The sequence below is a fragment of the Pseudomonas sp. SJZ078 genome (assembly GCF_007828255.1).
GTDB lineage: Bacteria > Pseudomonadota > Gammaproteobacteria > Pseudomonadales > Pseudomonadaceae > Aquipseudomonas.
Genome location: NZ_VIUG01000016.1, coordinates 97,750 through 124,265, shown reverse-complemented (window position 1 = coordinate 124,265; position 26,516 = coordinate 97,750). Strand labels below are relative to the sequence as shown.

Below are 26,516 nucleotides of genomic sequence, written 5' to 3'. Positions count from 1 at the left end.
TTGCCCGAGTGGTATTCGCTCTGTTGAAGAACCAGAGCGAATATTTACCAAAAGGCATTTAGGGGCTAGCCCTGCACCATAGAATCTCCCACAGGGGGGAGTGGTGGTGAGTATGGATGTTGTGTTCAGCCGAGATCTGGGGTGGGCGGGCAAGCCTAGCTCCCACAGGTGTCAGCAGCGCCCTTCCAGAATCGCCGCATAGCCTTCGCGAAAGCTTGGGTAGCGCGGGGTCCAGCCCAGGGCTTTGGCGCGGGCGTTGCTGCAGCGCTTGCTGCCGGCGCGGCGAACGCTGGCGTCTTCGGCCCATTCGGTGACGCCCATGTAATCGCGCAGCCAGGCCACCACGTCGGCCAGCGCGGCGGGGGCGTCGTCGACGCCGATGTAGCAGTCGTCGAGGGGTTTGCCCTGGCGATCCGCTTCCAGCAGAAACGCCAGCAGCCCTGCCGCGTCGTCGGCGTGGATACGGTTGGCGTACAGCGGCGGGTCGATCACCACGCGATAGCCCTGGCGCACCTGGCTCAGCAGCCATTCGCGGCCCGGGCCGTAGATGCCGGTCAGGCGTACACGGCTGGCCGGGATGCCGCTGTCGAGGGCCAGTTGCTCGGCTTCTAGCATCAACCGACCGGAATAGCCATTGGCCTCGGTGGGCGAGGTTTCATCGACCCACTCCCCGGCTTTCTGCCCATACACGCTGCTGCTGGACACGAACAGCAGCCGTTTGGGCTGTTGGCCGTGCTGCTTCAGCCAGCCCAACACATGTTGTAACCCTTCTATATACGCCGCCCGATAGCCCGCTTCGTCATGGTCGGTGGCGGCGGCGCTGTACACCAGGTAATCCAGCGGCCCGGTCGGCCAGGCGGCTGGGCATTGGGCGCTGAACAAATCCCCCGCCACCCCGATAACCCCCGCCGGCAGGCTCGCAACCGAGCGCCGCAAGCCATAGACCTGCCAATGTTCGACCAGCAATTGGCTGGCGAGGCGGCCGCCGATATCACCGCAACCGGCGATCAAAACAGAAGAAACGGACATCGAGCTCTCCTCGGGTAAAGCCGCAGACTAGCGTGCGGAAGAGACGGGCGGCTAGGAATGCAGGAAAAAAAGATACTGTATTACTTTTGTTAACAAGAATTACTTGCAATAATGCACCCCGCTTTTGTTCTCGGCCTCACGAGGCCTGGAAGAACATCGACTTCTTTACTCTCAGGTCCGGCCAGCATGAATCGCTCTCTATCCTCCGCTTCGCCAACCAACCGACCTCGCGCCTGGGGCGCCGTGGCCGCCCTGCTGTGCAGCCTGCTGCTGGCTCCGGCCGCCGCGTTCGCCGACGCCCAGACGCCGGCCACGACCCCAGCCACCGCGCCGGCCGCCACCCAGGCGCCAGCCGAAGCCGCCGCCCCCGTGGCAACGCCAGCGGTCGGCGAACCGGCCCAAGCCGTGGCAGCCGACGCCCCTGAGGTGCTCGAGGCCGACAACTCCCTGGGCATGGCCCACGACCTGTCCCCATGGGGCATGTACCAGAACGCCGACATTATCGTGAAACTGGTGATGATCGGCCTGGCGATCGCTTCGGTCATCACCTGGACCATCTGGATCGCCAAAGGCTTCGAGCTGATGGGTGCCAAGCGTCGCTTGCGCGGTGAAATCGCGGCCCTGAAGAAAGCCGCCACCCTCAAGGAAGCCAGCGCTACGGCAGCGAAGGAAGGCACCCTCGCCAACCTGCTGGTGCACGACGCGCTCGAAGAAATGCGCCTGTCGGCCAACAGCCGCGAGAAGGAAGGCATCAAGGAACGCGTGAGCTTCCGCCTTGAGCGCCTGGTGGCTGCCTGCGGTCGCAACATGAGCAGCGGCACTGGCGTGCTCGCCACCATCGGTTCGACGGCGCCGTTCGTGGGCCTGTTCGGCACCGTGTGGGGCATCATGAACAGCTTCATCGGCATCGCCAAGACCCAGACCACCAACCTCGCCGTCGTCGCCCCCGGCATCGCCGAAGCCTTGCTGGCAACCGCCCTCGGGCTGGTGGCGGCCATTCCTGCGGTGGTCATCTACAACGTCTTCGCCCGCTCCATTGCCGGCTACAAGGCCCAGGTGTCCGACGCTTCGGCCGAGGTGCTGCTGCTGGTGAGCCGCGACCTCGACCACCAGCCGACCGAGCGCAACTCGCAACCGCACATGGTGAAAGTGGGGTAATCAGCCATGGGCTTGCATTTGAAGGAAGGCGCAGACGACGATCTGGCCGAGAACCACGAAATCAACGTCACGCCGTTCATCGACGTGATGCTGGTGCTGTTGATCATCTTCATGGTGGCCGCACCGCTGGCGACCGTGGACATCAAGGTTGACCTCCCGGCGTCGACGGCCAAGCCATCGCCGCGCCCCGAGAAACCGGTGTTCCTCAGCGTCAAGGCCGACCAGCGCCTGTTCCTGGGCGAAGACGAGGTCAAGGCCGAAACCCTCGGCGCCACCCTCGACGCCAAGACCCAGGGCAAGAAGGACACGACGATCTTTTTCCAGGCCGATAAGGGCGTGGACTACGGCGACCTGATGAGTGTGATGGACGCTCTGCGCGGTGCCGGTTACTTGAAGGTCGGCCTGGTCGGACTCGAGACGGCGCCGAAAAAATGATCACGACGCGCCAAAAGCTGACGCGTTACGGTGCTAGTCTGGCGGTGGTGTTGGGCGTGCATGCGCTCGCCATTGCACTGGCGCTGAACTGGACGTCGCGCCCGCCGATCGAGTTGCCGCCCCAGGCCATGATGGTCGAGCTGGCGCCGTTGCCGGCCCCGCCACCGCCCGCGCCGCCGAAAGTCGTCACGCCGCCGCGGCCGCCGGAGCCAGTTGAAGAGCTGCCGTTGCCGAAACTCGCCGAAGCGCCGAAGCCGGAAATCTCCGTGCCCAAGCCGGTCAAGCCCAAGCCGAAGCCTCAACCGCCCAAGCCCAAGCCCGTGGAAGAGAAAAAGCCCGAGCCGCCGAAGGAAGAGCCGTCGGAGAAGAAGCCGAGCGACACCCAGCCGACCCAGGCCCCGAGCGAAAAATCCGCACAACCGGCCCCTGGCCCGTCGCCGGCGCAAATGGCGGCCAAGGCCAACTGGCAAGGCACGCTGTTGGCGCACCTGGCCAAGTACAAGAAGTATCCGATGCGGGCCCGGCAGATGAACAAGGAAGGCACCAACCGCCTGCGCTTCGTGGTGGACGCCGAAGGTAACGTGCTGTCGTTCAAGTTGGTGGACAGCGCCGGCACCGAGTCCCTGGACAAGGCCACTCTGGACATGATCCGCGACGCCCAACCGCTGCCCAAGCCACCGGCCGACATGCTGACCAACGGCTCCGTCGAAATCGTGGCGCCGTTTGTGTACTCCATCGAGAAGCGTCGGCGCTGAGCCCCTGGCTGTGATCGTTCCCACGCTCCGCGTGGGAATGCCTCAAGGGACGCTCCGCGTTCCAGCTCTGGCGCGCCGCGAGCAGGTGTGACGCAGAGCGTCACGGGCTGCCTCGCCACAGATAAATCCCCTCGCCACAGAAACATTGGACAGTGTCACACCGCGCCCGCAGTCTGATAACGTGCGTCTATCGATTGCAGCCGGTATGCTTGGCTCGCAACTTCACGGACGCTCGCCATGACCCTCACAGAATTACGCTACATCGTGACCCTCGCCCAAGAGCAGCACTTTGGCCATGCGGCCGAGCGTTGCCATGTCAGCCAGCCGACGCTGTCGGTGGGCGTGAAAAAGCTGGAAGATGAGCTCGGCGTGCTGATCTTCGAGCGCAGCAAGAGTGCCGTGCGCCTGACGCCGGTGGGTGAAGGCATCGTGGCCCAGGCGCAGAAAGTGCTTGAGCAGGCCCAAGGCATCCGCGAACTGGCCCAGGCCGGCAAGAATCAGCTGACCGCTCCGTTGAAAGTCGGCGCCATCTACACCGTCGGCCCGTACCTGTTTCCGCACCTGATCCCACAACTGCACCGGGTCGCCCCGCAGATGCCGTTGTACATCGAAGAAAACTTCACCCACGTGCTGCGCGACAAGCTGCGCAACGGCGAGCTGGACGCGATCATCATCGCCCTGCCCTTCAACGAAGCCGACGTGCTGACCCTGCCGCTCTATGACGAGCCGTTCTACGTGTTGATGCCGGCCCAGCATCCCTGGACCCAGAAAAAGACCATCGACGCTGGCCTGCTCAATGACAAGAGCCTGCTGTTGCTCGGCGAGGGCCACTGTTTCCGTGACCAGGTGCTCGAAGCCTGCCCGACCCTGACCAAGGGCAGCGAAGGCGCCAAGCACACCACGGTAGAATCCAGCTCCCTGGAAACCATCCGCCACATGGTCGCGTCGGGCCTGGGCATTTCGATCCTGCCGTTGTCCGCGGTGGACAGCCACCACTATGCCCCTGGGGTGATCGAAGTCCGGCCGATGACGGCGCCCGTGCCATTCCGCACCGTTGCCATTGCCTGGCGCGCCAGTTTCCCGCGGCCCAAGGCCATCGAGATCCTCGCCGACTCGATCCGCCTGTGTTCCGTGGCCAAGCCGCCTTCGGCCAAGTAAGCCTCGGCCATGACTGAGCTGTCCAAGGTACCGGTCACGACCCTCAAGGGTGTCGGTGAAGCCATGGCCGAGAAACTGGCCAAGGTCGGTCTGGAAAACCTCCAGGACGTGTTGTTCCACCTGCCGCTGCGTTACCAGGACCGCACCCGCGTGGTGCCCATCGGCCATTTGCGGCCCGGGCAGGACGCGGTGATCGAAGGCACCGTCAGCGGCGCCGACGTGGTCATGGGCCGTCGCCGCAGCCTGGTGGTGCGCCTGCAGGACGGCACCGGCGGGCTCAGCCTGCGCTTCTATCACTTCAGCAATGCGCAGAAGGAAGGCCTCAAGCGTGGCACCCGCGTGCGCTGTTACGGCGAGGCGCGGCCCGGAGCGTCGGGGCTGGAGATCTATCACCCGGAATACCGAGCCATCACCGGCGACGAACCGCCGCCGGTGGACGAAACCCTGACCCCGGTCTATCCGCTCACCGAAGGCCTGACCCAACAACGCCTGCGCCAGCTCTGCCAGCAGACCCTGACCCTGCTGGGTCCCAGCAGCCTGCCCGACTGGCTGCCCAAGGAGCTGGCCCGGGACTATCAACTGGCGCCGCTGGCCGATGCGATCCGCTACCTGCACCATCCGCCCGCCGATGCCGATGTCGAGGAGCTGGCCCTGGGTCATCACTGGGCCCAGCACCGGCTGGCCTTCGAAGAACTGCTGACCCATCAACTGTCGCAACAACGCCTGCGTGAAAGCCTGCGTTCGCTGCGCGCCCCGGCCATGCCCAAGGCGCGGGACCTGCCAGCGCGCTACCTGGCCAACCTGGGCTTCACGCCCACCGGCGCCCAGCAACGGGTCGGCAACGAAATCGCTTACGACCTGAGCCAACCCGAGCCGATGCTGCGGTTGATCCAGGGCGATGTGGGCGCGGGCAAGACCGTGGTCGCCGCCCTCGCCGCACTCCAGGCCCTGGAGGCCGGTTACCAGGTGGCGCTGATGGCGCCCACTGAGATTCTGGCCGAACAACACTTCATCACCTTCCAGCGCTGGCTCGAACCGTTGGGCATCGAAGTCGCCTGGCTGGCCGGCAAGCTCAAGGGCAAGAACCGCACCGCAGCCCTGGCGCAGATCGCCGAAGGCGCACCGATGGTGGTGGGTACCCATGCGCTGTTCCAGGACGAAGTGCAGTTCAAGAACCTGGCGTTGGTGATCATCGACGAACAACACCGCTTCGGCGTGCAACAACGCCTGGCCCTGCGCCAGAAAGGCGTGGGCGGGCGCATGTGCCCGCATCAGTTGATCATGACCGCCACGCCGATTCCGCGGACCCTGGCCATGAGCGCCTACGCCGACCTCGACACCTCGATTCTCGACGAACTGCCCCCCGGGCGTACCCCGGTCAATACCGTGCTGGTCACCGACACCCGGCGGGTCGAGGTGATCGAGCGGGTGCGCAGCGCCTGTGCCGAAGGTCGGCAGGCCTACTGGGTCTGCACGTTGATCGAAGAGTCGGAAGAGCTGACCTGCCAGGCCGCGCAAAGTACCTATGAAGACCTTACCGCCGCCCTTGGTGAGTTGAAGGTCGGGTTGATCCACGGCCGCATGAAACCCGCCGAGAAGGCCGCCGTCATGGCCGAATTCAAGGCCGGTGCCCTGCAGTTGCTGGTCGCCACCACGGTAATCGAAGTCGGCGTGGACGTGCCCAACGCCAGCCTGATGATTATCGAAAACCCCGAGCGCCTGGGCCTCGCGCAGCTGCACCAGCTACGCGGCCGGGTTGGCCGGGGCAGCGCCGCCAGTCATTGCGTGCTGCTGTATCATCCGCCGCTGTCGCAGATCGGCCGCCAGCGCCTGGGTATCATGCGTGAAACCAATGACGGCTTCGTCATCGCCGAAAAAGACCTCGAGTTGCGCGGTCCCGGTGAAATGCTCGGCACGCGCCAGACTGGTCTGCTTCAATTCAAGGTAGCCGACCTGATGCGCGACGCCGATCTGCTTCCTGCGGTACGCGACGCCGCCCAGGCTCTGCTGGAACGCTGGCCCGACCATGTCAGCCCACTGCTGGACCGTTGGCTGCGCCACGGGCAGCAATACGGCCAAGTGTGAGCACGCTCGCAGTTTCCGGGCGCACCTGCGTCAGCAAGCTGGTTATACTGCTGCACTTGTAGGAAAACGGATACAGACCATGACTGAAGCTGCCCTCGCCCCCGAAATTCCGCACGCTCCGTCAGTGATTCGGCAGTTGCTCGAGAAATTAGACATCGGCTTTGACGAAGTGATCGAGCGACCGAGCCTGAACCCCGCCCGCAAGGTGCAGGCGGTTCTGCTGCACGACGCCGTCGGCGCGCTCATGGTGTTGTTTCCACAAAGCCAGCTCCTGGACCTCAACCGCCTGGCAGAACTTACCGGTCGCAAACTCACGGCGGTACCGACCGAACGCCTGGAGCGCATGCTCGGCAAACACAACCTGAGCCTGCTGCCCGGCCTGCCGGCACTGACCAGCTCGCCGTGCCTGTACGAAGAAAGCCTGCTGCGCGAACCGAAGCTGCTGATCCACTCAGGCGAGCCGGGGGTGCTGCTGGAAGTCACCAGCGAGGCCTTCAAGAGCATGCTTACCAAGGCCAGCGCCGCGACGTTCGGCGAGCCCATAAGCAATATCACCCCCAACCTGGACCGCCCGCACGACGACCGCGCGGAAATCACCCAGGCCATGCAGGCCTTCACCGCGCGCCGGATCCAGCAACGGCTGGAAGAAACCATCGAGATCCCGCCGCTGGCGGAAACCGCGCAAAAAATCATCAAGCTGCGGGTCGATCCCGACGCCACCATCGATGACATCACCGGAGTCGTCGAAACCGACCCGGCCCTGGCCGCGCAGGTGGTGAGCTGGGCCGCGTCGCCGTACTACGCCTCGCCGGGCAAGATCCGTTCGGTGGAAGACGCCATCGTCCGGGTGCTGGGTTTCGACCTGGTGATCAACCTGGCGCTGGGCCTGGCCCTGGGCAAGACCCTGAGCCTGCCCAAGGACCACCCGCAACACGCCACGCCGTATTGGCAGCAGTCGATCTACACCGCCGCCGTCATCGAAGGCCTGACCCGTGCCATGCCCCGCGCCCAGCGCCCGGAAGGCGGCCTGACGTACCTGTCCGGCCTGCTGCACAACTTCGGCTACTTGCTGCTGGCCCACGTGTTCCCACCGCACCTCTCGCTGATCTGCCGCCACCTGGAGGTCAACCCGCACCTGTGCCACAGCTACGTGGAGCAGCACCTGCTAGGCATCAGCCGCGAACAGATCGGCGCCTGGCTGATGCGCTATTGGGACATGCCCGACGAACTGGCCACCGCCCTGCGCTTCCAGCACGACCCGCACTATGATGGCGAGTACGCCGCCTATCCGAACCTGGTGTGCCTGGCCGTGCGCCTGCTGCGAGCCCGTAGCGTCGGCTCCGGCCCGGACGAAGAAATTCCCGATGCGCTGCTTGAGCGTGTGGGTTTGACGCGGGAGAAGGCTAACGACGTGGTCAGCAAAGTGCTGGAAGCTGAAGTGTTGTTGCGGGAGTTGGCTTCGCAGTTTCATGGTTGAATACCGCTCTCATTGGGTTTTCCAGCCCAGTGAGAGCGGCTTCGCTCGCAAGAGGTACCGCAGGCGGTTTAACCCAAGTAACGTAGAATCCACTCATATCCGGAGCCACCGACGACTTCAAAACCACTGATCACGATCCGTTCATCTGTCATGATTACCTAGTGGGCGAATCATGATTTTTCTGAGCACTCAAACCAGATAGCGAACGATCCAGCTTCCACCGACGTGGGGCCAACCTGGACCGGTTAACCACGCCAAACCGCAAACGACGATCCGCCCGTCTGACATCAGCACCATATCCTCGACCGTTTCATACTGTCCGTCTTCGTCAAAAAGCACGAAACCGCTGCCATTGAAGGTGGAGTCCAGCGAACCATCAGAGTTGAAACGCGCTGTCAGCGCGAACACTTTCTCTTCAACCACGCCCCTGCCGACAGTGCCCGCGACAAGGATGGAACCGTCTGCCTGCCATATGCAGCGACGCCAATCTTGCCCCTGAGGTACCAACCTGGAGAAAAGTGGCTGCCCGCCATTGAAAGAAAAATCGAAGAATCCATCGCGACTTAACACGAACATCAGCCCATGACGGTGTTGGTCGCGCCAAATCTCCCCTGCAATAACGATCGCCCCGTCGTTTTCTCTTAGCGCCATTGCATTCGCATAAACGAAATTGGTATCCGCAACGGTCACAACGCCGACGCCGCCATTGAAACTCATATCGAGGCTACCCGTGACATCCAAACGCATCACGTAGACACCTCTGGAAGCCGGAGCGTCTTGGAAATACTCCCCGCAAACCAGCACCTTGCCATCATCTTGAACAGCAACCCCCCTGACACTGGTAGGGTTACGGGCGACACCCGGGAGTTCGATTACCACGAATCCACTCCCGTTAAAGGTGTCGTCAGTAGAGCCATCCGGGTTAAGACGAATCACCACCCATTGCCATTGGGACGGGTCGCCGTCGACATATCTCGCACTGGGCAGAACGATCTTTCCATCCAACTGCACCACCGCAGAGGCGCCCTTATTGCCAGAAGATCGCGGCCCTTGTGCGGAAGGTTCCCGGTCCCGCTGACTGAAAGTCGCCGCCCCCCCTTTTTGACTGCCACCCTTTGGCTCATTGTGGTACGGAAGCAGGCGCACACCGTCCTGGCCAAAGGAACTATCCAGCCGCCCGTCCGGCAAGTAACGCAACACATAAGCGCCGCTATGATCGATCGATGAAAATTGACCGATCACCAGCCATCCACCCTCGCTCAGGGCACAGAGTTGGTAGAGGTCCAGGTCCAGACCTTCTATGGAGAATTCCACCAGGCCTGTCCCGGCTTCGCCAAACCCCATATCGATCAATCCATCCTCGTCCACTTTGGCCAGCCCAATGGCGGCGGGCTCTCCCGGCAAGAGCATGGCAATCAGCAGTTTGTTTTCAGCTAGCGGCAGGATGGCTTGCGTGAAGTATCCAGTGAATTCGGGGGTCGGCAGCGTCAGTACGCCACCGTCGGCGAAGGTCGGGTCCAACGTACCGGGGTTTTCTGCGGGGTGAATGGAACCGGCCATGATTTTTGCTCCGTCAAAGTATCAAGCTTTGATGAAGCGCCTAAACGAGCGAACCCGCACCTGTAGGAACTAGCAGGCCGATTGTCATTGGCAGCCATTTTGCTGGCTTATCAAGCCAAAGCTCTTACGTCCTAGGCTTGGCCTTCTTCGGCTTCAGATACCTGGTCAGCCCCTGGAACCAGATCACGAGCGCTGGGTTGCCCTTGATCTGGATCGACTTGTCTTGAATCCCTGTCATGAACGCTAACTGCTTGTTCTTGGCCTGCATCGTGGCGAAGCCATAGGCGGCGTCCTTGAAAGCGATGGCGAAGGCCGGGGTTGGGTAGGTGCCGGACTGGCTGGTGATGCGCTGGTTCTTCACGGTGAAATGCCGAGCGATCTTGCCGTCCAGGGTTTGCAGCTGGAACACCAGCTCCTTGTCACCCAACTGCTGCTGGAAGGCTGGATTGGTCCGGCTGGCCTTGCCCATCAATAACCCCAGCATCCACAGCAGAAAACGAAATTTCATGGGCACAGCCTCGTCAGAAAGATGAATGGCTGGGCAGTTTAGCGATTCTTCGGAATAACGCCATCATCGGATCGCGTTGGCGGGAGATGGACGTGTTTTCTTGAAAGATGACTGCTAAGTCACGGTACAGCACCGAGGGATCTTTTTTTCGATCCTTGCAGTCCAGGCTCCTGGCTGACCGCGTTAGCCAGCCTGAGCGAGGGACTTTTTCCCTCGCCACGAACCGGCCCGGTACACGGAGCCGGAACATTGAGCAGATCGACAGTGGAAGTCCGGCTCATTGAACAAAAATGCAGACAGGCACCGTACAAGCCCCTTTCTGGCCCGTCACGGTGATGTATTTGATGGGGGAAGGGCTATCATCCGGCACCAGGATATTGATGGGAACCTGAGGATAACTTTCGCTGTTATAACTCTGCGTCGGCTCGACTTTCTGAGACAGACCTTTCTGGCTGACCACGATGGGGATCTTACTTTTATTCCAGACCTGCGCCGTGGTGTTGGCCACAGGAACTGTGTCCGAAGCCGGAAGGGTCGCTTTAGGCAGCGCGTCCTGGGTGGCTGGCTCGGGGGTTGGAGCCAGGGCTGTCGCCGTCTCGGCGTTCGTGTGCTGCATGGAAAACGCAAGGAGCATGGCTATGACGTGGATCGAATGCTTGATGTCCATTTTTCCGGCCGTCCTTGATAAGGTGCCAATGTGCTAAACCAGCGTCCTTTCCTGCGAATACGGCTCTTTTGACGCATGGCTGTTGTCGTCAGGCAAGGCGTCGGGGCGAGCGGCACCGCAGCATGACGGTAACGGGCGACAGTGAGTCATGACTCAAACCCGTGGAGACATCATTCAACTATCTATACAGATGGGTGTCACCTGTAGGAACTGACAGGTCGCCAGCACGAGCAGGCTCGTTCCCTGCTCAGTCACCAAACCTAAAATCAAAAGATCGCAGCCTTCGGCAGCTCCTACATCCATTTCCGTAGGAGCTGCGGAAGGCTGCGATCTTTTGCTCTTTTCCCTCGCCAAACCCTCGGACATTTCCTTCAATACGCCGGGCTGTTCATGAACTAGGCAGCATTCTGAAGCGCCGCTAACCTCTTTCCGTCATCGGAAAAAGCGGTGACACGGACGTGCAAGTCCGGTTCGGTACGCAATTGGTTATGGCTATTGACCGAGCATTTTTCTATGCTCGCGTCCGTTATGGCGATTGTGCGTGGGAGACCTTCGGGTCTGCCGGCGGTACCGGACCGGTCTTGCACACCTACGCACAGTTGCCACCTCTTCGAATGCAAGCGAAAGGATGGCAACCCCAACTCTGGTACATAAATATGTTCAAGCCCACACCTAATCCGCCCCAAAGCGGCCATAAACCCCGCGTCGAAGCCCTCGAAGCCAAAAAGCACGAAGACGCCGCCACCCGCGCCCTCGACTACTACCTCAACCCCCAACCCTCCCCGCCTGAAGCCGACAAGCACCAGCTCTTCATCGTCGCCCCCAACATCGACACCGAAACCCTACTGGCCAACGCCTCCGAAGACCTGCAATCGATCAGCACCATCGCCGCCGACCTGGCCGATGACGTCGACGACTCACGCCGCTGCATCGCCCTGGCGATCAGTCGCATGGCCGATGGGGTTCAGTTGCTGGTTGAACGAGCGTTGGATGATCTGGAAACACGGGAGACGGCGCAGAACGCCACGGTATAAAGCCTTGCGACGATGCAAGCCGGGCCGACGCCATCGCGAGCAGGCTCGCTCCCACAATTGGATCGCGGTATGGCCGGGAAAGATAGGCCGGCCATCAGGCCGCCTCGCTTTTGCTTTTGCTTTTGCTTTTGCTTTTGCTTTGCTTTTGCTTTTGCTTTTGCTTTTGCTTTGCTTTTGCTTTGCTTTGCTTTGCTTTGCTTTTGATCTTAAGGCCCCATTAACCACGCTGGCCGAACGCAGGCATTGCGTAGTGGGCATCCCGGCATGGATGCCGGGATAGCCGCGCTGGGCCATGGATGGCCCTTCGCGGCGGGCCCACGGAGCAATGCCGGAGTGAGGGAACACCTCGCCCAGGCGAGGTGCCGAGTGGTGGGGCACAGACCTTTTGGTTACTTTTGGGGCGTTTGCCAAAAGTGACCCGCCGTAAGGGCGGAACCGCCAGTGGCCGTTACCGCAGCAATGGATATGTATTCAATAAAGCAGCCATCGCGAGCAGGCTCGCTCCCACAGGAGATCTAGGTTGCTGCTGATATTGCGATACACACAAAACAACTGTGGGAGCGGGCTTGCTCGCGAAAGCGGTGGGTCAGCAACACAGATGCCAACTGAACCGACGCATTCGCGAGCAAGCCCGCTCCCACAAGTTCTGCATGCGCTGATCACCCCGGCAAAGGCGTGATCAGCAGCAATCACTCAATCAAACATTCGGGCAAGGAACCGGTGCCCAGTCGCCCAGGTCCGGGTTTTTGCACATGCTGTTGACCTGAGTGGTGCCAGCGCTGGCGACCTGCTTGCTTTCATCCTGCTTGGCCTTGGCGGTCTGCAGGGTTTTCTCGGTGGTGACCGCTTCTTTCGGCACGGTTGGCAGCACAGGCTTTTTCGCCGGCTTCACGGCTTTCTTGGTCTTGCTGGTTGGCGCCACGACTGGTGTGGTTTCGGCGGTTGCCACGGTGACCACGTCAGTGCGCTGCACACCCACTTGCTGCAGGTCTTTCTCGTAGGCCTGGGTGTAGTTGTTCAGGTCCTCGGAGGCTTTGCCGTTGACCGCGACGATCAGGTCGTTGGACTCTTTCAGGCCGGCGACGATTTCCGCCAGGCGCTTGCGGCCTTCGGTGTCGTTGACGGTCTTGGCCTTGCGGTCAGCGACCAGTTTGGTGAACGCGCTCTGGTAGCACTGCTGCGAAGCCTTGGCGTAGGCGGTGCTGCGGTCGATGTCGCCCACACGCTTATTGACGTCGGCGGCGTAGGAGGCGATGCGCTGGTTGTCATCGGCGATCTGCTTCTGGCGCTCGTTGTAGTAACCCACTGCGCCACCGGCCAGGGCGCCGCCCGCGGCACCGATGGCGGCGTTGCGGCCACGGTCTTCCTTGTCGGCGGTCAGGACGCCCAGCAGCGCACCGCCGACTGCGCCGACGGCGGCACCGGTGATGACCGACTGGGTCATGTTGCCTTCGGTGGCACGCAGGTGTTGCACCGGCTCGTAGCAGTTCGGGTAGTACTCGACCTTGGTGCTCGACGCGACCTTGGACGTCGGCGATGTCGCGCAACCGGTCAGTACGGTGCTGAAGCCGACAGCGACCATCAGCAAATGACGCTTGGAAACCGAAGCAGAAGGTTTACGGGAGAAAAGCATAGTTGTGTTCTCTTTTAAGTTTTGACCAACCCAGCACGGCCCGACGCCGCCTGGGTTCCCTCCAAGCTTGCCAACATTGAGCACTCAAGACCGCAGGGCGCTCGTTGCCAGCAATTCCTTCAATATCGCCGCCGGGTCGGCTCGTTTTTGTTGACGATAATCCCCGACATGACGAACGAATAACGTGGCGCGCGCCACCAGGCTCTTGCCCAGTACCGGCTTGCGCTCCATCTCCTCCTTGATGCGTTGAAACTGCGCCTGGATCACGGCATCGGTGTAACGCGTGCCGGTCGCCAGGTTGTCGATATAGATCGCCACCGCGCCATCCAGCGCGCTGCGGCCGTTGTCGATGGCCGTGGCGAACAGCTGCGCGCTGGCATCGTCCTTGGCGTCCACCGCCGCCTGGTGGCTGCGCTGCAGATTGGTCAGGCGGATGTTGTAGTTGTTGACGGTCTCGGCCACCAGGGCCGCCGACTGGATCAGGTTGCCGGCTGCTTCCTCGCGCTGCTGGGCGATGAGCGAGACGTTGCGCTTGAGCTCTTCGTTGACCAGCCCCAGCTCGGCTTGCAGGCGCGGGTCGACGCTGGCGGCGATGATGCTGTCCAGGCGCTTGGTCGGATCCTGGACGTCGTCGATGGCATCGGTCAGGGACGCGAGGCGGCCTTCTTTCTGCCATTGGGCGAACAGTTCCTTGTAGCGCGAACGCGGTGCCGACAACGCGCCGACGGCCACCCGGAAACCGGTGGTTTCGTTGCTCTGCTCGGTGCCATCGGCGGCGAACAAGGGGTATTCGCGGCGCATGCCGGTAAACAGCGTGCCCTCGCCTTCCAGGTAGTTACCGCCCTTGACCACGAACCCTCCGTAGGCGCCCTGGCGTCGTCCGGAATGCACCAGCTGGAAAGATTCCTGGACCATCTCGGCCGCGTTACCGATCACGTCGAACAGGCCGATGGGGTTCGGCAACTTGGTGCCGATGGGCATCAGTCGCGCCGCCTGGCCCGTGCCGCCGGCCACTTGGTTGAACACCGCCCAATCGGCCAATGGCCCGTCGCTTTCACTGCCTTCCAGACGCCGTGGGAATAGTCGTCCTTCCAGGTCCTGGCGGCTGACGGCCTGCCCGCCACGGGCGGCGAATTCCCACTCGACTTCGGTGGGCAGGCGCACGAAACCCAACCCGCCGTCTTCAGCGGAGGTGCCGCGACCGCTCACCGGCAGCAGATCCTTGTGGTATTTCATCAACCAGGCGCTGTACACCGCCGAAAAACGCTCGGCCTCGAACTTCGACAGTTTTACCTTTGGCAAGCGCCCGGCCATGCCCTGGGGCAGCTCGGCTTGCAGGGTTTCGCAGGCCGGTGCCGGTTCGCCGCTGGCCAGGGACTGCGCCTGGGCCATGACCTGGGCGTACTGACGCGCCGTGACTTCGTATTTACCGATGAAATACAGCATCGGCTTGAGCGGCGTCTGGGCGTCGGTCTTGGGCATCAACGGCGTGATGGTCTTGTTCCAGTCCTTGGGCAGGTCCTTGAGTGTGAACTGGCCGTTGATGAAGTCGCGCCGGTAGCCGGAAATGAACGACTGCTGGTAGCCGGCCTCACCTTCGCTGAACGGGTAGCCCAGGCTGATCTCGCGGTCGTCCAGGGTGCCCTGGGCGAGGATATAGACGTAGCGGAACACCATCTGCCCGTCACACGGCAGCGGCAGGCTGACGTCATCGGGCAACGGCTTGGGGTTGTCCAGCTTGTCGCTGCCTTCATCAGCGCTTGCCAGGTTGCTCAGAGCCGCCAGACTGGCCAGGCTCAGCGCCACGGCGGCGCCCAGTAACTTATACATCGCGAATTCCTTCAGAAGCCTGGATGCGCGCCACGCGCCAGCCGCCACAGGCCGCCGCCACGGCGCTGACGCCGAGCACGGCCAGCAGGGCCAGGGCGTAGTGACGCGGCAGTAGATGGCTGGCGTACTCGCCCGGCATCTGTGCAAATAAATGATTCAGGCCCGACTGCGCCAGGCCGTACAACCCGGCACTCAACAGAGCCGCGAAGCTGGCGCTGTACAGCGCTTGCAGCACCACGAACAGCAGCAGCGCGGCGGTGGATACTCCCAACAGGCGCAACACCGACAGCTCCCGCCGCTTGCGCTCGACCGCCGCCAGCGCCCCGGCAAAAATCGCTGCGAACGCCCCCGCCAACGCCAACCCGGCGATGATCCAGAACACGATCGACAGGTTGCGGCTCAACGATTGCACTTGTGCGATGGTCTGGGCCTGGGTCGACACCAAAAGATTCTGCGCCGCAAAATACTGCCGCAGCGGCTCCACATCGCCGAGGCTGCGGGCGTACAAGCGAAATGCCGGGTAGACGCGCTGCCCGGCCATGCCCACCGCATCGCCCGGCCAGCCGAACGCGGGCACGGCACGCCCGTCGCGGTAGTCCTCAGCCGCCTCCAGCAAGGCCAGTGGCGCGAACAATCCATCACGGGCGAAGGCTTCCAGCGGCAACACGTGCAGCACCCGCACCCGGGTCCGCTGCGCCTCACTGCGACCGGCCACTTGCCGGCCGAAACTGGCCTGCAACCAATCGCCAGCCTTGGCGCCGAGCTTTTCGGCAGCGGTCTGACTCAGCACCACCTCGTCCAGGCCCTGGGGCAACGGCAGGTGTTCGAGCAAGGGGTCGTTGGCGGCGGTGGGAATCATCTCGACGGTGACGGCCGCTGTCGCATTGTTCAGATCCGCCGTCGCGGCGATCTGCCGGGTGCGCGGCAAGGCGAACGACACGTCGCCGCGCTGGCCCAACTGTTCGATGAACCCGGCGCTGAAGCGACCGCCGCCCAGGGGAATGATTTCCCGGATGGCCGGGTCGCTCTGCAGGCGCTCGGTCAGGCTGCTGACCAGGCCGAATTTCAGCCCGAACAGCACCAGCAACGGCGCCACCACCGCCACCAAGGCCAGCACCGAGCAGGCCGACAGCCAGGCGTCGTTGCGATAGTCCTGCCAGGCCAGGGAAGCCACCAGCGCGCCGCGCATCAGCAAGCCTCCCCAAGGGTAGCGGTGACACCGCCGTCGACGTCGCGACGGCAACTGATGCGCCGTACCTGCAAGCCGCTGGCACGGGCCAGGGCTTCATCGTGGGTGGCAACCACGCAGCACACGCCGCTGTCGCGGGCCTGGGTCACCAGCAATTGCATGACCCGCTCGGCGTTCAACGGGTCGAGGGCCGCCGTCGGCTCATCCGCCAGCAGCAGTCGCGGACCGTGGGCCAAGGCCCGGGCACAACTGACCCGCTGGCGCTGGCCAACGGACAAGTCCGCCGGTTTCTTGTCCAGTTGATCGGCAATATCCAGTTGCCCGGCCAGGCGCGCCACGCTGCCGTCATCCTTCAAACCGAGCAGTTGGCGCGACAATTCGATGTTGCCGCGCACACTCAGGAACCCGAGCAAGCCGCCGGTTTGCAGCACATAACCCAGGTGCCGGCTGCGCAGCTGCGCCAGCTCACTTTGCTCGGCGCCTCGCCAGAGCCGGGCAATGTCCAACGGCGTATTGGCAGGGGTAAAGTCGAACTGCCCGGCCTGATCCGGCGCCAGCACCAACGCCAGCATGTCCAGCAAGGTGCTCTTGCCGCAGCCGCTGGGGCCGACCAGCGCCAGTTGCTCACCGGCACGCAGCTGCAGCCGTGGGATCACCAGGCTGTAGCGCTGGCTGCCGGCACCCCGGCTTTTGTGCACCGCGCTCAGGCTCAGCATCATGGCAAGGTCGACAATGGAACGCGGTACAGCGCATCGCCTGGCTCGGCATCGCCGAAGCGCACCCAGTTGGCGAGGTCGTTGTGGAAGGTTTCGTAGAGGCGGATTTTCGAATCCAGCTCGTCGATGAAGTCTTCCTGCTCGGCCACGCTCAAGGACAACCACAGGTCCTGGGTCATGTTCAGCGATTTGCTGCGGTACGGCAGCCCTTCCAGGTACTCGCCGAGGATGCCGCCGTCGGCCAGGTTGCCGCCCTTGCGCAAGGCCGAGGGGTCGCGGCTCATGTAGGCGCTGGCGCTGGCGATTTCCTGGAAGAAATCCTTGGGCGAACTCTGGGTCTTGCGGGCCGCGTCGACGATCAGTTTCAGCGACTGTTGCAGGTCGTTGAGCTGCAGCTTGGTCAGCATCACGCAGACCTGGAACGCCGGCAGCGCCGGGTTGGTCAGGTCGCGGTCGGCGGTCCAGGCGCTGACCAGTTGCGGCGCCTGGCTGGCGGTCTTGCGGCCAAGGAAATCCATGTGCATCGCGTAGCCCACGGCCGCCGACTTGTCGGCCAGGCTCGGTGCGGCGCCCAGCGCCGGAACGCTTTGCGGCTTGTTGCTGCGCACCTGATGCACCAGATCCGCGAACACCGAGCCGATCTCGTCCACCCGCTCGCCGAGCTTGCGCACATCCGCGCCGGCGACGGGAATGTACAGGTCACCGATCTGCGGGTTGGCGTCGGCGGTCAGGGTGCGGTATTGGCTTTGGGCGCCGGCATGGGTTTTCTTGCCGGCGTCGCTGAGCAGGTGCAAGGCGTAGATCTTGATCTGCTTGCCCAGGGCCGCCTGACGCACTTCGGCTTCGTTCATCTGTGTGGCGGCAAACGGGTCGTTCTTGCGCAGGGCGCCGGCGTCGGTGATCAGCAGGATCAGGCGTCCGCCATAGCCGGACCAGTCCATGCCCTCCACCGCTTCCATCACGCCGGCAAACGCGTCTTCGTTGAACGAATGGCTCGACACGGTGGAGGCCTTGACCTGCCGTGCGAGGTCCAGGAAGCGTTGCGGGTCGCGCCCCTGTTCCAGGGTGATCAGGGTCTTGGCGACGTATTCCAGGCCTGGAGTTTTCTTGACGCTACTGCGGAAACCCACCAAGCCGAAGCTGACGCTGTCCAGTTCGCCACGCTCGGCAATGCGGGTCTGCAGTTCGTGAACCACGTCGCGCACCTGATCGATGTAGGGCTGCATGGACACGGTGGTGTCCACCACCAGCACCACGGCGGTACGGAACGCATCGGCGTTGGCGGTCAGGATCGGCGTGTTGTTGGACGCGGCCCGAGGTGTGCTGCCGGGGTCGATGGAGGCCACGTTCAACAACTGCACAGGCTGACCGTTCTCGTCGAAGCTCTCGCGCGAATCGAAGATCGGTAACAGGTAGAACTGGTTCTGCGGCACGGCGCTGGCCGCCGGTTCCAGGGCCAGCACCTGCTGGTTGTCCGTCGGGTTCTGTTGGGCCTTGAGCAGCACATTCTTGGCGTTGGAAGGATTAGCCAGCAGCTTTTCCACTTCGCCGGGCTGGCGCAGGAACATCACCGGCGCGCGACCCGAGCGTTCAGTGAACTTGAGCACCAGGCTCTGTTTCCAGTCGCTGACCTGGGCAGCCGGCAGCCAGCCGTCGCTGCGTCCGTCGGTGGCAGCGCCGACGCGCACCCACGGGCTGCCGTTGACGTCTTTGCGCTGGTACACGTAGAGCACGGAAAACGCCGGCAGGGCCTTGCCGGGCGCGGCACCCGGTTCGTCGACGAGCGTCGCCCCCGGTTTGCTGAGCACCCGCTGGAACAGGGTTTTCTTGCCGGCCATCAACAGCGGACGCTGGCCGCCATCGGCCTGGGTCGCCACGGGCGGATTCAGCGGCGGCGACACGGGCGGCTGGGCCGGCGTGGTATCAGGGGTTTTCACCGGCGGCGCGTCAGGCGTCTTCACCGGTGGCTTGGTCGATGAGGTCGATGCTATCGGCGTCTTCGTGTCTTTTTTGCCGGAGTCGCCGGACAGCCACCAATAACCCGCCCCGCCCAACGCCAGCGTCACGGCCACCGCAACGGCGGCGAGGGCGAATACCGGGGGTTTGCGCGATGGCGCAACGACCGGCCGCGCAGGTGGGCTCACCGGTGGCGGGGTTGGCCGGGGTTGCGATTGCGGCTGCGCCGGACCGCTCGGGATGTCGATGGACATCGGCGTCAATCCCGCCAGGTCATCGGCCTTCGCAACGGGCGGGACGGGGATCGGCATGGGCCGGATCAGCGTCGCTTCGGAGTCCTGGGGTAGGTTATCCAGCGCCCGCAACAACGCCGCCGCATCCGGGAAGCGTTCCGCCGGGTCCTTGGCCAACAGCTTGCGCAACACATCCTGGTAGCGGCCGTGGTGCACCGGCAGTTCCGGTAGTGGTTCGGTCAGGTGAGCCAGGGCCGTGGACAGCGCATCGTTGCCGGTATACGGCAACTTGCCGACGAGGATTTCGTAGAGCACCACCCCCAGGGCATACAGGTCGGCGCGGCCGTCGATATCCTGTCCGCGAGCCTGCTCCGGGCTCATGTAGCTCGGCGTGCCCACCGCGAAACCGGCCTGGGTGAACTGGGTGCGGTCATCCAGGGACTTGGCGATGCCGAAGTCCGAGAGCACCGCCGTACCATCGGCGCGGAACAGGATGTTCGCCGGCTTGACGTCGCGGTGCACCAGGCCCAGGCCATGGGCATACCCCAGGGCCGAGGCGATCTGACGGATGTAGACCAGGCCCTGCTCCGGCGACAGGCCGGCGGCGATGCGCTCCTTGAGCGTGCCGTTGGGCAGGTATTCCATCGCCATGTAATACAGCTCACCGACATTGCCGATGTCATGGATAGTCACGGTGTGCGGATGCGACAGACGCGCCAGGGTCTTGCCTTCGCGCAGGAAACGTTCGCAGAACGTCGGGTCGGCGGCCAATGCGGCCGCCATGACCTTGAGCGCCACCTTGCGCTCCAGGGAGCGCTGGGTCGCCAGGTAAACGCTGGCCATCGCGCCTTCGCCAATCTCGCCGTCGATGTCGTAGCCGGGGATCTGGATGTTCGAAACGGGGTTCATGCCGGCACCTTCACAACCACCACGGTGATGTTGTCCGGGGCGCCGCGCATCAGGCCCAGGGAGACCAGGCTGCTGGCGATTTCGCCGGGTTCGTCGTGGCTCAATACTTCACGGATTTCTTCGTCTTCGACGGTCTTGGTCAGCCCGTCGCTGCACAACAGATAGCTGTCGCCCGGTACCAACAGCAGCTCGGTCATCGCCACGTTCAACTGCGCCTCGACGCCAATGGCGCGGGTGACGATGTTGGCCCGTGGATGCACCCGGGCTTCGGCTTCGCTGAGCAGGCCGCTGTCCTGCAGGTCCTGGACGTAGCTGTGGTCTCGGGAGATGCCTTCCAGCACGCCATCGCGCAGGCGGTACAGGCGGCTGTCGCCGGCCCACAGGCACATGCCGCGCAAGTCACGGGTGGCGAGTACCACCACGGTGCTGCCCATCATGGTCACGCCACGGTTGGCGGTTTCTTCCCGCACGGCGGCGTTGACCCGTAGCAGGTCGCTTTGCAGCGCCGCGACGTATTCGTCCAACGAACGGCCCACGGCAATGTTGCGCAGGCTGTCGACGATCAGGCTGCTGACGTAGTCGCCCGCCGCATGCCCGCCCATGCCGTCGGCGACCACCCAGAGGCCGTTTTCCGGCAGGTCCAGACACGCATCTTCGTTGACCTGGCGAACCATGCCGACATGGCTCTTGCTTGCAGACTTGATTGCTTTTCCGGCACTTGGACGCATCTATACAACACCTTCTTGGCCGAGCAAAAATTGCGCAAAATCAGCGGCTGCCGGCAATCCCTGACAGCGCATCAACCCCGGGGCAATGCGCTCCGATCCCTGGCCCCACCACAGGCTCGCCCCTTCGCAGGCCGACTCGGCCAGGGCGCTCATGCGCCGCTGCGGGTCGGTGGCATCAAAGCGATGCAGGCTGGCAAACCGGCTGCTGGGCACCCGTGGCAAAAACATCGGGCTGCCGAGGTTTTCCAGCTCCGCGCCGAAGGCTTCGAACGTGGCTTCTACACTCAACGTGCTCAGCAGCAGGTTCTCCACCCGCTCGAACCATTCGTCCGCACCGCCAACCACCGACGCCGGGTCTGCATCGGGCTCCAGCAGCACCGCGACGGTCAGCGGAAAATAACGGCCGACCCGGTCGATGCTCGGCATCACCACCCCAACCGCAGCGTCCGGCCCGCACACGCCGGGGGCGACCATGAAGCGCCATAGCGGGCTGACAAGATAGGCGTCCAGCCAACGCTCGCCGAGGCTGGTCTGGCTGGCGAGCAAGCCAGCCGCCAGCCACGAGTCCCACGGACCGATAAAGCTCTGGGGCAAGCCACGGCTGACAAAATCCCCACGGCTGGCCAACTTTCCATAGAAACCCGCTGTACTCATAGCCGCTCCGGCAAGCTGAAGCCGCTGAGCACGCGGCTCCTGAACGGGTTGAAGGCACTGTTGGCCCGCAGCTCGTAAGAGGCGCTGGCGTTATCGACCCGCAGCCGCAGGTTGAAGCGATCCGGCGAGTTGCCGGCGGTCAGATCCGATTGCTCCAGCAAGCGGAACCAGGCCCACGGCCCGTCCAGGGTGATACCGGAACGACCGCTGGAAGACGGCGGCATGATGGAGATCCGCACCACGCCGATGCTGCCCGGGTTCGGCCATTGCATGGCGGTCGGACGGCTCGGGCCGTGGTCGTAGCTCAACTGCTGGCCGTCGAGGTCGAGCAGGAATTGGGTGATGGTCGAGTCCATCGCCACCGGCTTGAGTTCGAAGCGCACCATCGGCTGGGTGCCGCCGGAGCGGAAGAACGCATCGCGAATGGCCGCCGCGCGCTGGAAAGTCTGCAGCGCGCCAGGGGCAATGCCGAGCTTCTGTGCCGCGCCCGGCTGCCAGCGCCAGGTCGGGGTAGAGGTGTCGACGTAGGGTTGCAGGTACTTACGGAAGTAGTTATCCATCACCCCGCCGACGCCGAAGAACTGGCCGAAGTCATCGAGGGTCGCATCCCGGGCACTGCCCGGCGACATTGGATAACGCCCGGCCAGGGACTGGCGGTAGATGTTCACCACTTCGCTGGTCCAGGCGGCGTTCAGTTGATTGCGCACCCCGCCCATCATGCTGTTGGTGGTGGAATTGACCACTGATTTGACCAGCCCTTGCACCAACGGCGGCTGACGCTCGGCGTTGAGGCTGACCCGGGTGGCGGCGGCCGCGGCCTGGTTCTTGGCCTCGCCGAGCAAGGCATCGCCGCTGGCGCCGACCATGGCACTGACCTGAACGTACAGCGCGTTCATGTCGGCCAGCAGGCCATCGATGGCGGCCGGTTCACCGTCGTTTTTGCTGACAATGCTATTGAGCTCGGCAAAGTGCGCCGTGATCGGATCATCGCTGGCCTGCGGCGCGTTTTGCGTCGCCTGTTCCTGGCCGAGCAAGCTGCCCAGGCGCTCCTTGAGCTTGTCCACGCCGCCCTCCACCGGCGCGCCTTGGGCGGCCAGCAGGCGTTCGTCCTGTTGCAGGTCGGTTTCCTTCGCCACCGCCACCAACAGTTTTTTCAACGGCGAGGTCGGCCCGGAGATCACCCGCAGCACATCGGCGGCCTGGGCCACGCTGGTGATCGGCACGAAATCGATGTCGGCGAGCAAGGCATCCCATTGGCGCTGGTAGTCCTGGAAGTACAGCCGGCGCACATCGGCGGCCAGGCTGGCAACGTTCTGCTGATCGGCCTCTTCGTGGCCCAGCACCCATTGCTCTTCGGCCAGGGTGCCGGTCTGGCTCAGGCTGGTGAGCAAGAAGCCCTGGCGGTAACCCTTGACGGTGAAGAACCCGCTCAGCGGCTCGCCCAACGGCTTGCCGCTCTTGCGGCTGAACACCAGCGCGGCGTCACGCCCGGCGGCCTCGTTGATGCGGAAGTCCGGGATGCCTTCGGGCAGTTTTTGCCGCTTGATCCGATCGTAAACCCGCTGGGCCACTGGCAATTGCTGCAACTGGCGGCGCAGGTCTTCGACCAGGCGCTGGTCCAGGCGCGCGAGGGGTGGACGGCGCTCGAACAGTGCCTGCAAATGCGCGGTCAGGGCCTGGCGCTGCTCGGCCGGCAAATCCCGCGGCAGGCTGCGGTCCCAATCCAGGGCGATCCAGGCCTTGATGAAGTCGGCATCGTAATGCTCGGTGTCGGCGAGCATCAGGTAGGCCTTCAAGCCTTCGTAGAGGAAATCCGAATTGCCGCCGCTGTGCAGTTGCTCTTCGATGCGCGTCAGCAGGCGCGGCGCGAACACCGCGATCAGCAACTTGCGATAGACGCTGCCGGATTCGGCTTCGAGCATGTCGCCCTGGTAAAGACCCAGGCCCTCGGCCCAATCCGGCGCATCGCCCGCCAGGTGTTTCACAGCGTTGAGCAACGGCAGCACCGCGAGCACGTCACGCTGTGCCGGGCTGAGGTTCTGCACGGTCTGGCCCAGTGGCGCGACCTTCTGGTCGACTTGGGCGATGTAGGCCTGGTTGGCGCGATAACTGACCCACCACAACGTGCTGACCACCAACACCACCAACACGGTGGAGGCCAGTACGCCCCGGGCGATCCATTTGCGCCGACGCTCGACCTTCGGGTCGACGCCCACCAGACCACGCTCGGCGAAGGCCACGGCGGTGAACAGTTTTTCGATGAAGTAGCTGCGCCCGGTGCCGGTCTGGCGCGCCAGATGCTGGCGGTCCAGGTTCATGCTCTGGGCCATGGAACCGATCAGGCGGTCGATCGGGCTGCCTTCCTGGGTGCCGCTGGTGAAATACACACCGCGCAGCAACACGCGCTCTTCGAAAGCGTTGGGCTTGAACACGCCGTCGAGGAAGCTTTGCAGGCAATCCTTCAAGGCACCGAACTGCTGCGGGAAACCGTAGATCAGATCACGCCGCGCCGGGTCGCGCTCCTGTTGCAGACGCTCCACCAGCCGGTCGTTGAGGCGCTGTTCCAGGCCGGCGAATTCGCTTTGCAGGTGCGCCAGCGGACTGTCGTTGCTCTTGCCATCGTCCAGGGCGAAAGTCATGCCCCAGACCTGGGCGCGCTCTTCCTTGCTCAGGCTGTCGAAGTACTCCATGAACCCGGGTACCAGGTCGAGCTTGGTCAGCATCAGGTAGACCGGGAAACGCACACCCAGCTGGGTGTACAGCTCCTGGATACGCAGGCGGATCGCCGCAGCATGGGCGGCGCGCTCGGCGTCGCTGCCCAGCAGCAAGTCGGACAGGCTGATGGCGATGAACGCACCGTCAATCGGACGCCGGGCCCGTTGTTTTTTCAACAGCCCCAGGAAGCCCAGCCACGCGGCTTTGTCGATCGTCGCATCGCTGTCCTGGGTGGTATAGCGTCCGGCGGTGTCGAGCAGGACCGCCTGATCGGTAAACCACCAATCGCAATTACGCGTACCGCCTACGCCACGCACCGCGCCGGCGCCCAATTGGGCGGCCAACGGGAAATGCAGCCCGGAGTTGACCAACGCAGTGGTCTTGCCCGAACCCGGCGGACCGATGATCACGTACCACGGCAGCTCGTAGAGGTTACGGCGCTCGTCACCACCCAGCTTGGCCTTCTTCAAGAGCGCCAGGGCTTCGTCCATGCGCTGGCGCAGGGTTTCGAGTTCCTCGGCGGTGGCGATGCTGGTGGGGTCCGGTGGCGTCTGCTCGGCCAGGCTGCGCATGACTTCGGCGGCCTGGCGGCGGGCCTGGATGATGCGGAACACGCGGTAGGCGATCCACACCGCGAACACCAGGATGATCAACGCCCAGCGCCGGCCTTCGGGCACCAGCCAGTCCAGCAGCGGGCCGACGAACCAGATGATCAGGCTCAGGGCAATCAGCCCCAGCAACGGGATGACCCAGCGGATCATGAAACTGAAAAACGCCTTCACTCGACTCCCTCCGCCAATACGGTGATTTCAACCCGACGGTTGCGTGCACGCCCTTCCGTGGTGGCGTTGGACGCCAGTGGTTCGGTGTCGCTGCGGCCTTCGGCGCTGAAGCGCTCGGGCTGGCCGGTCTTGGCCGCCAGAATCTGCAGCACCGACTGCGCCCGCGCTTCGGACAACGCCCAGTTGGACGGGAAGCGCAACGTGGCGATCGGCCGATTGTCGCTGTGGCCGGTGACCAGGACCTGGCCCTTGACCTTGCGCACCGCATCGGCGATGCGCAGCATCAGCGGCTGGAAATCGTCCTTGATGCTGGCGCTGCCCGAGGCGAACAGCTCGTCGCCACGGATGGTCACCACCGAGCGGTCGACGGCGTCTTCCACGGCAATTCGATTGGCGCGGATTTCATCGGCCAAAAAGCCTGCCAGGCGTGGGCGCTCGACCACTTTCGGCTGCACCACGGGGCGGTCGATGGTCTGTACCGGAATTTCGCCCAGGAAGTGAATGTTCTTGAACACCGGTTCGGCATCGGAAGCCAGTTTCATGCGCAGGCCGAACAGCAGCGCCAGCAGCAAGGCCGCGCCGATGGCCACGGCGATCCACGGCGGCATGAATTGCGCCAGCCGATCGCGGGCCACGGTGACACCGCGCCAGTGCGGCGACAGTTCACGCTCGTAGTCGCCCCGGGCGCTGCGGATTACCGCACTGGTGCGCTCGCGCAACGCTTCCAGTTGGCTGCGACCGTCGTTCATCACCCGGTAGCGCCCCTCGAAACCGAGGCACATGCACAGGTACAGCAGCTCCAGCAGGTACAAGCGTTCCCTTGGACTTTGCAGGCAATGCTCCAGCAGTTGGAACACTTTCTCGCCGCCCCAGGCTTCGTTGTGCACGGTGATCAGCAGGCTCTGCTTGCCCCAATCGCTGGTGCCGCCCCAGGGGGTGCTCAACACCGCTTCGTCCAGCGCGGTGCACAAGGCGTAGCGGGCCAGCAGCACGTCGTTGCGCACCACACCGGCAGCCTCGGCGCGCTCTTCGAATTGGCGCAGGTAGGCCAGCAGTTGTGCGCGCAGGCTGGCCGGGGCCGGGTGCGCGATGGTATTGCGCAGGCGCGTCAGCAGGGCCAACAGCGGGCCGGCGGCGCTTTCCAGCGGATTGAGGCCCTGGGCCTTGCCGGTCAGCACCGGCGCGGCCGGCATCGACAGCGGCGCGGGTGCTGGCTGAGGGCGTCCGGCATCCGGGCGGAACGGGTCCGCGCCACGGCCACCGGGCGTTGGCATGAACTGGGTACGATCGTCGTTGCTCATCGCG

20 protein-coding genes are annotated in these 26,516 nt (G+C 63.7%); 7 read left to right on the top strand and 13 right to left on the bottom strand.

Annotation, left to right across the window (positions count from 1 at the left end; translation table 11 throughout):
* Window positions 1–171: 171 nt before the first annotated feature.
* On the bottom strand, window positions 172–1,029 hold the full coding sequence (locus FBY02_RS15995) for an NAD-dependent epimerase/dehydratase family protein (RefSeq protein WP_144929109.1): 858 nt from the start codon (window positions 1,027–1,029) through the stop codon (window positions 172–174).
* A gap of 186 nt (window positions 1,030–1,215) precedes the next feature.
* Here FBY02_RS15995 and exbB point away from each other — a divergent pair, with 186 nt between their 5' ends.
* The 6 genes from exbB to FBY02_RS15965 all read left to right on the top strand — a co-directional run bounded on the left by exbB (window position 1,216) and on the right by FBY02_RS15965 (window position 8,097).
* Window positions 1,216–2,187: a tonB-system energizer ExbB gene (gene exbB, locus FBY02_RS15990; RefSeq protein WP_144929107.1), complete on the top strand. Its 972-nt coding sequence runs from the start codon at window positions 1,216–1,218 to the stop codon at window positions 2,185–2,187.
* A 6-nt stretch (window positions 2,188–2,193) separates the two neighbouring features.
* Window positions 2,194–2,622, top strand: a complete 429-nt coding sequence (exbD, locus tag FBY02_RS15985; protein WP_003206888.1) for a TonB system transport protein ExbD — start codon at window positions 2,194–2,196, stop codon at window positions 2,620–2,622.
* Window positions 2,619–3,377, top strand: a complete 759-nt coding sequence (locus FBY02_RS15980; RefSeq protein WP_144929105.1) for an energy transducer TonB — start codon at window positions 2,619–2,621, stop codon at window positions 3,375–3,377. Before exbD ends, FBY02_RS15980 begins: the two co-directional genes overlap by 4 nt.
* A gap of 237 nt (window positions 3,378–3,614) precedes the next feature.
* Window positions 3,615–4,535 (top strand): hydrogen peroxide-inducible genes activator, encoded by a 921-nt coding sequence (locus tag FBY02_RS15975; protein WP_041024076.1) that lies wholly within the window; start codon window positions 3,615–3,617, stop codon window positions 4,533–4,535.
* Window positions 4,536–4,544: 9 nt separating this feature from the next.
* A complete protein-coding gene (recG, locus tag FBY02_RS15970; protein WP_047702596.1) occupies window positions 4,545–6,620 on the top strand; it encodes an ATP-dependent DNA helicase RecG in 2,076 nt (691 codons plus the stop codon).
* Window positions 6,621–6,699: 79 nt separating this feature from the next.
* Window positions 6,700–8,097, top strand: a complete 1,398-nt coding sequence (locus FBY02_RS15965) for an aminoacyl-tRNA deacylase and HDOD domain-containing protein (RefSeq protein WP_144929103.1) — start codon at window positions 6,700–6,702, stop codon at window positions 8,095–8,097.
* Window positions 8,098–8,286: 189 nt separating this feature from the next.
* Here FBY02_RS15965 and FBY02_RS15960 read toward each other — a convergent pair whose 3' ends face one another.
* The 3 genes from FBY02_RS15960 to FBY02_RS15950 all read right to left on the bottom strand — a co-directional run bounded on the left by FBY02_RS15960 (window position 8,287) and on the right by FBY02_RS15950 (window position 10,832).
* Entirely contained in the window at window positions 8,287–9,657 is a 1,371-nt protein-coding gene (locus FBY02_RS15960; RefSeq protein WP_144929101.1) for a hypothetical protein, read from the bottom strand.
* Window positions 9,658–9,781: 124 nt separating this feature from the next.
* Window positions 9,782–10,165 (bottom strand): helicase, encoded by a 384-nt coding sequence (locus FBY02_RS15955; protein ID WP_144929099.1) that lies wholly within the window; start codon window positions 10,163–10,165, stop codon window positions 9,782–9,784.
* A 277-nt stretch (window positions 10,166–10,442) separates the two neighbouring features.
* The gene (locus FBY02_RS15950; RefSeq protein WP_144929097.1) at window positions 10,443–10,832 is read right to left on the bottom strand and encodes a hypothetical protein; all 390 of its coding nucleotides are present in this window, start codon (window positions 10,830–10,832) and stop codon (window positions 10,443–10,445) included.
* Window positions 10,833–11,488: 656 nt separating this feature from the next.
* Between FBY02_RS15950 and FBY02_RS15945 the strand changes: the two genes are divergently transcribed.
* Window positions 11,489–11,866: a DUF6124 family protein gene (locus FBY02_RS15945; RefSeq protein WP_144929095.1), complete on the top strand. Its 378-nt coding sequence runs from the start codon at window positions 11,489–11,491 to the stop codon at window positions 11,864–11,866.
* A 697-nt stretch (window positions 11,867–12,563) separates the two neighbouring features.
* Here FBY02_RS15945 and tagQ read toward each other — a convergent pair.
* The 9 genes from tagQ to FBY02_RS15895 form a co-directional block, all read right to left on the bottom strand.
* Window positions 12,564–13,499, bottom strand: coding sequence for a type VI secretion system-associated lipoprotein TagQ (tagQ, locus tag FBY02_RS15935; protein ID WP_144929091.1), 936 nt, complete (start codon window positions 13,497–13,499; stop codon window positions 12,564–12,566).
* 84 nt (window positions 13,500–13,583) lie between these two features.
* Window positions 13,584–15,329, bottom strand: coding sequence for an SUMF1/EgtB/PvdO family nonheme iron enzyme (locus FBY02_RS15930; RefSeq protein WP_144929089.1), 1,746 nt, complete (start codon window positions 15,327–15,329; stop codon window positions 13,584–13,586).
* Window positions 15,322–16,518 (bottom strand): ABC transporter permease, encoded by a 1,197-nt coding sequence (locus FBY02_RS15925; protein WP_144929087.1) that lies wholly within the window; start codon window positions 16,516–16,518, stop codon window positions 15,322–15,324. Before FBY02_RS15925 ends, FBY02_RS15930 begins: the two co-directional genes overlap by 8 nt.
* Complete coding sequence (locus tag FBY02_RS15920) at window positions 16,518–17,234, bottom strand: ABC transporter ATP-binding protein (RefSeq protein WP_144929115.1); 717 nt, start codon at window positions 17,232–17,234, stop codon at window positions 16,518–16,520. The genes FBY02_RS15925 and FBY02_RS15920 overlap by 1 nt, the downstream gene beginning before the upstream one ends.
* Window positions 17,234–20,332, bottom strand: a complete 3,099-nt coding sequence (locus tag FBY02_RS15915) for a serine/threonine-protein kinase (protein WP_144929085.1) — start codon at window positions 20,330–20,332, stop codon at window positions 17,234–17,236. Before FBY02_RS15915 ends, FBY02_RS15920 begins: the two co-directional genes overlap by 1 nt.
* Window positions 20,329–21,060: a PP2C family serine/threonine-protein phosphatase gene (locus FBY02_RS15910; RefSeq protein ID WP_144929083.1), complete on the bottom strand. Its 732-nt coding sequence runs from the start codon at window positions 21,058–21,060 to the stop codon at window positions 20,329–20,331. The genes FBY02_RS15915 and FBY02_RS15910 overlap by 4 nt, the downstream gene beginning before the upstream one ends.
* Window positions 21,061–21,714, bottom strand: coding sequence for a type VI secretion system-associated protein TagF (tagF, locus tag FBY02_RS15905; RefSeq protein WP_047698342.1), 654 nt, complete (start codon window positions 21,712–21,714; stop codon window positions 21,061–21,063). It lies immediately after the preceding gene.
* Window positions 21,711–25,211: a type VI secretion system membrane subunit TssM gene (gene tssM, locus FBY02_RS15900; protein WP_144929081.1), complete on the bottom strand. Its 3,501-nt coding sequence runs from the start codon at window positions 25,209–25,211 to the stop codon at window positions 21,711–21,713. Before tssM ends, tagF begins: the two co-directional genes overlap by 4 nt.
* Window positions 25,208–26,512 carry a DotU family type VI secretion system protein gene (locus FBY02_RS15895; RefSeq protein ID WP_144929078.1) on the bottom strand — a complete coding sequence of 435 codons (1,305 nt, stop codon included), beginning with the start codon at window positions 26,510–26,512 and terminating at the stop codon, window positions 25,208–25,210. Before FBY02_RS15895 ends, tssM begins: the two co-directional genes overlap by 4 nt.
* Between the last annotated feature and the right edge of the window lie 4 nt (window positions 26,513–26,516).

Coding starts and splice junctions, on each gene's coding strand:
- FBY02_RS15995 (WP_144929109.1), bottom strand. CDS start 1,029: ATGTCCGTTTCTTCTGTTTTGATCGCCGGTTGCGGTGATATCGGCGGC.
- exbB (WP_144929107.1), top strand. CDS start 1,216: ATGAATCGCTCTCTATCCTCCGCTTCGCCAACCAACCGACCTCGCGCC.
- exbD (WP_003206888.1), top strand. CDS start 2,194: ATGGGCTTGCATTTGAAGGAAGGCGCAGACGACGATCTGGCCGAGAAC.
- FBY02_RS15980 (WP_144929105.1), top strand. CDS start 2,619: ATGATCACGACGCGCCAAAAGCTGACGCGTTACGGTGCTAGTCTGGCG.
- FBY02_RS15975 (WP_041024076.1), top strand. CDS start 3,615: ATGACCCTCACAGAATTACGCTACATCGTGACCCTCGCCCAAGAGCAG.
- recG (WP_047702596.1), top strand. CDS start 4,545: ATGACTGAGCTGTCCAAGGTACCGGTCACGACCCTCAAGGGTGTCGGT.
- FBY02_RS15965 (WP_144929103.1), top strand. CDS start 6,700: ATGACTGAAGCTGCCCTCGCCCCCGAAATTCCGCACGCTCCGTCAGTG.
- FBY02_RS15960 (WP_144929101.1), bottom strand. CDS start 9,657: ATGGCCGGTTCCATTCACCCCGCAGAAAACCCCGGTACGTTGGACCCG.
- FBY02_RS15955 (WP_144929099.1), bottom strand. CDS start 10,165: ATGAAATTTCGTTTTCTGCTGTGGATGCTGGGGTTATTGATGGGCAAG.
- FBY02_RS15950 (WP_144929097.1), bottom strand. CDS start 10,832: ATGGACATCAAGCATTCGATCCACGTCATAGCCATGCTCCTTGCGTTT.
- FBY02_RS15945 (WP_144929095.1), top strand. CDS start 11,489: ATGTTCAAGCCCACACCTAATCCGCCCCAAAGCGGCCATAAACCCCGC.
- tagQ (WP_144929091.1), bottom strand. CDS start 13,499: ATGCTTTTCTCCCGTAAACCTTCTGCTTCGGTTTCCAAGCGTCATTTG.
- FBY02_RS15930 (WP_144929089.1), bottom strand. CDS start 15,329: ATGTATAAGTTACTGGGCGCCGCCGTGGCGCTGAGCCTGGCCAGTCTG.
- FBY02_RS15925 (WP_144929087.1), bottom strand. CDS start 16,518: ATGCGCGGCGCGCTGGTGGCTTCCCTGGCCTGGCAGGACTATCGCAAC.
- FBY02_RS15920 (WP_144929115.1), bottom strand. CDS start 17,234: ATGCTGAGCCTGAGCGCGGTGCACAAAAGCCGGGGTGCCGGCAGCCAG.
- FBY02_RS15915 (WP_144929085.1), bottom strand. CDS start 20,332: ATGAACCCCGTTTCGAACATCCAGATCCCCGGCTACGACATCGACGGC.
- FBY02_RS15910 (WP_144929083.1), bottom strand. CDS start 21,060: ATGCGTCCAAGTGCCGGAAAAGCAATCAAGTCTGCAAGCAAGAGCCAT.
- tagF (WP_047698342.1), bottom strand. CDS start 21,714: ATGAGTACAGCGGGTTTCTATGGAAAGTTGGCCAGCCGTGGGGATTTT.
- FBY02_RS15895 (WP_144929078.1), bottom strand. CDS start 26,512: ATGAGCAACGACGATCGTACCCAGTTCATGCCAACGCCCGGTGGCCGT.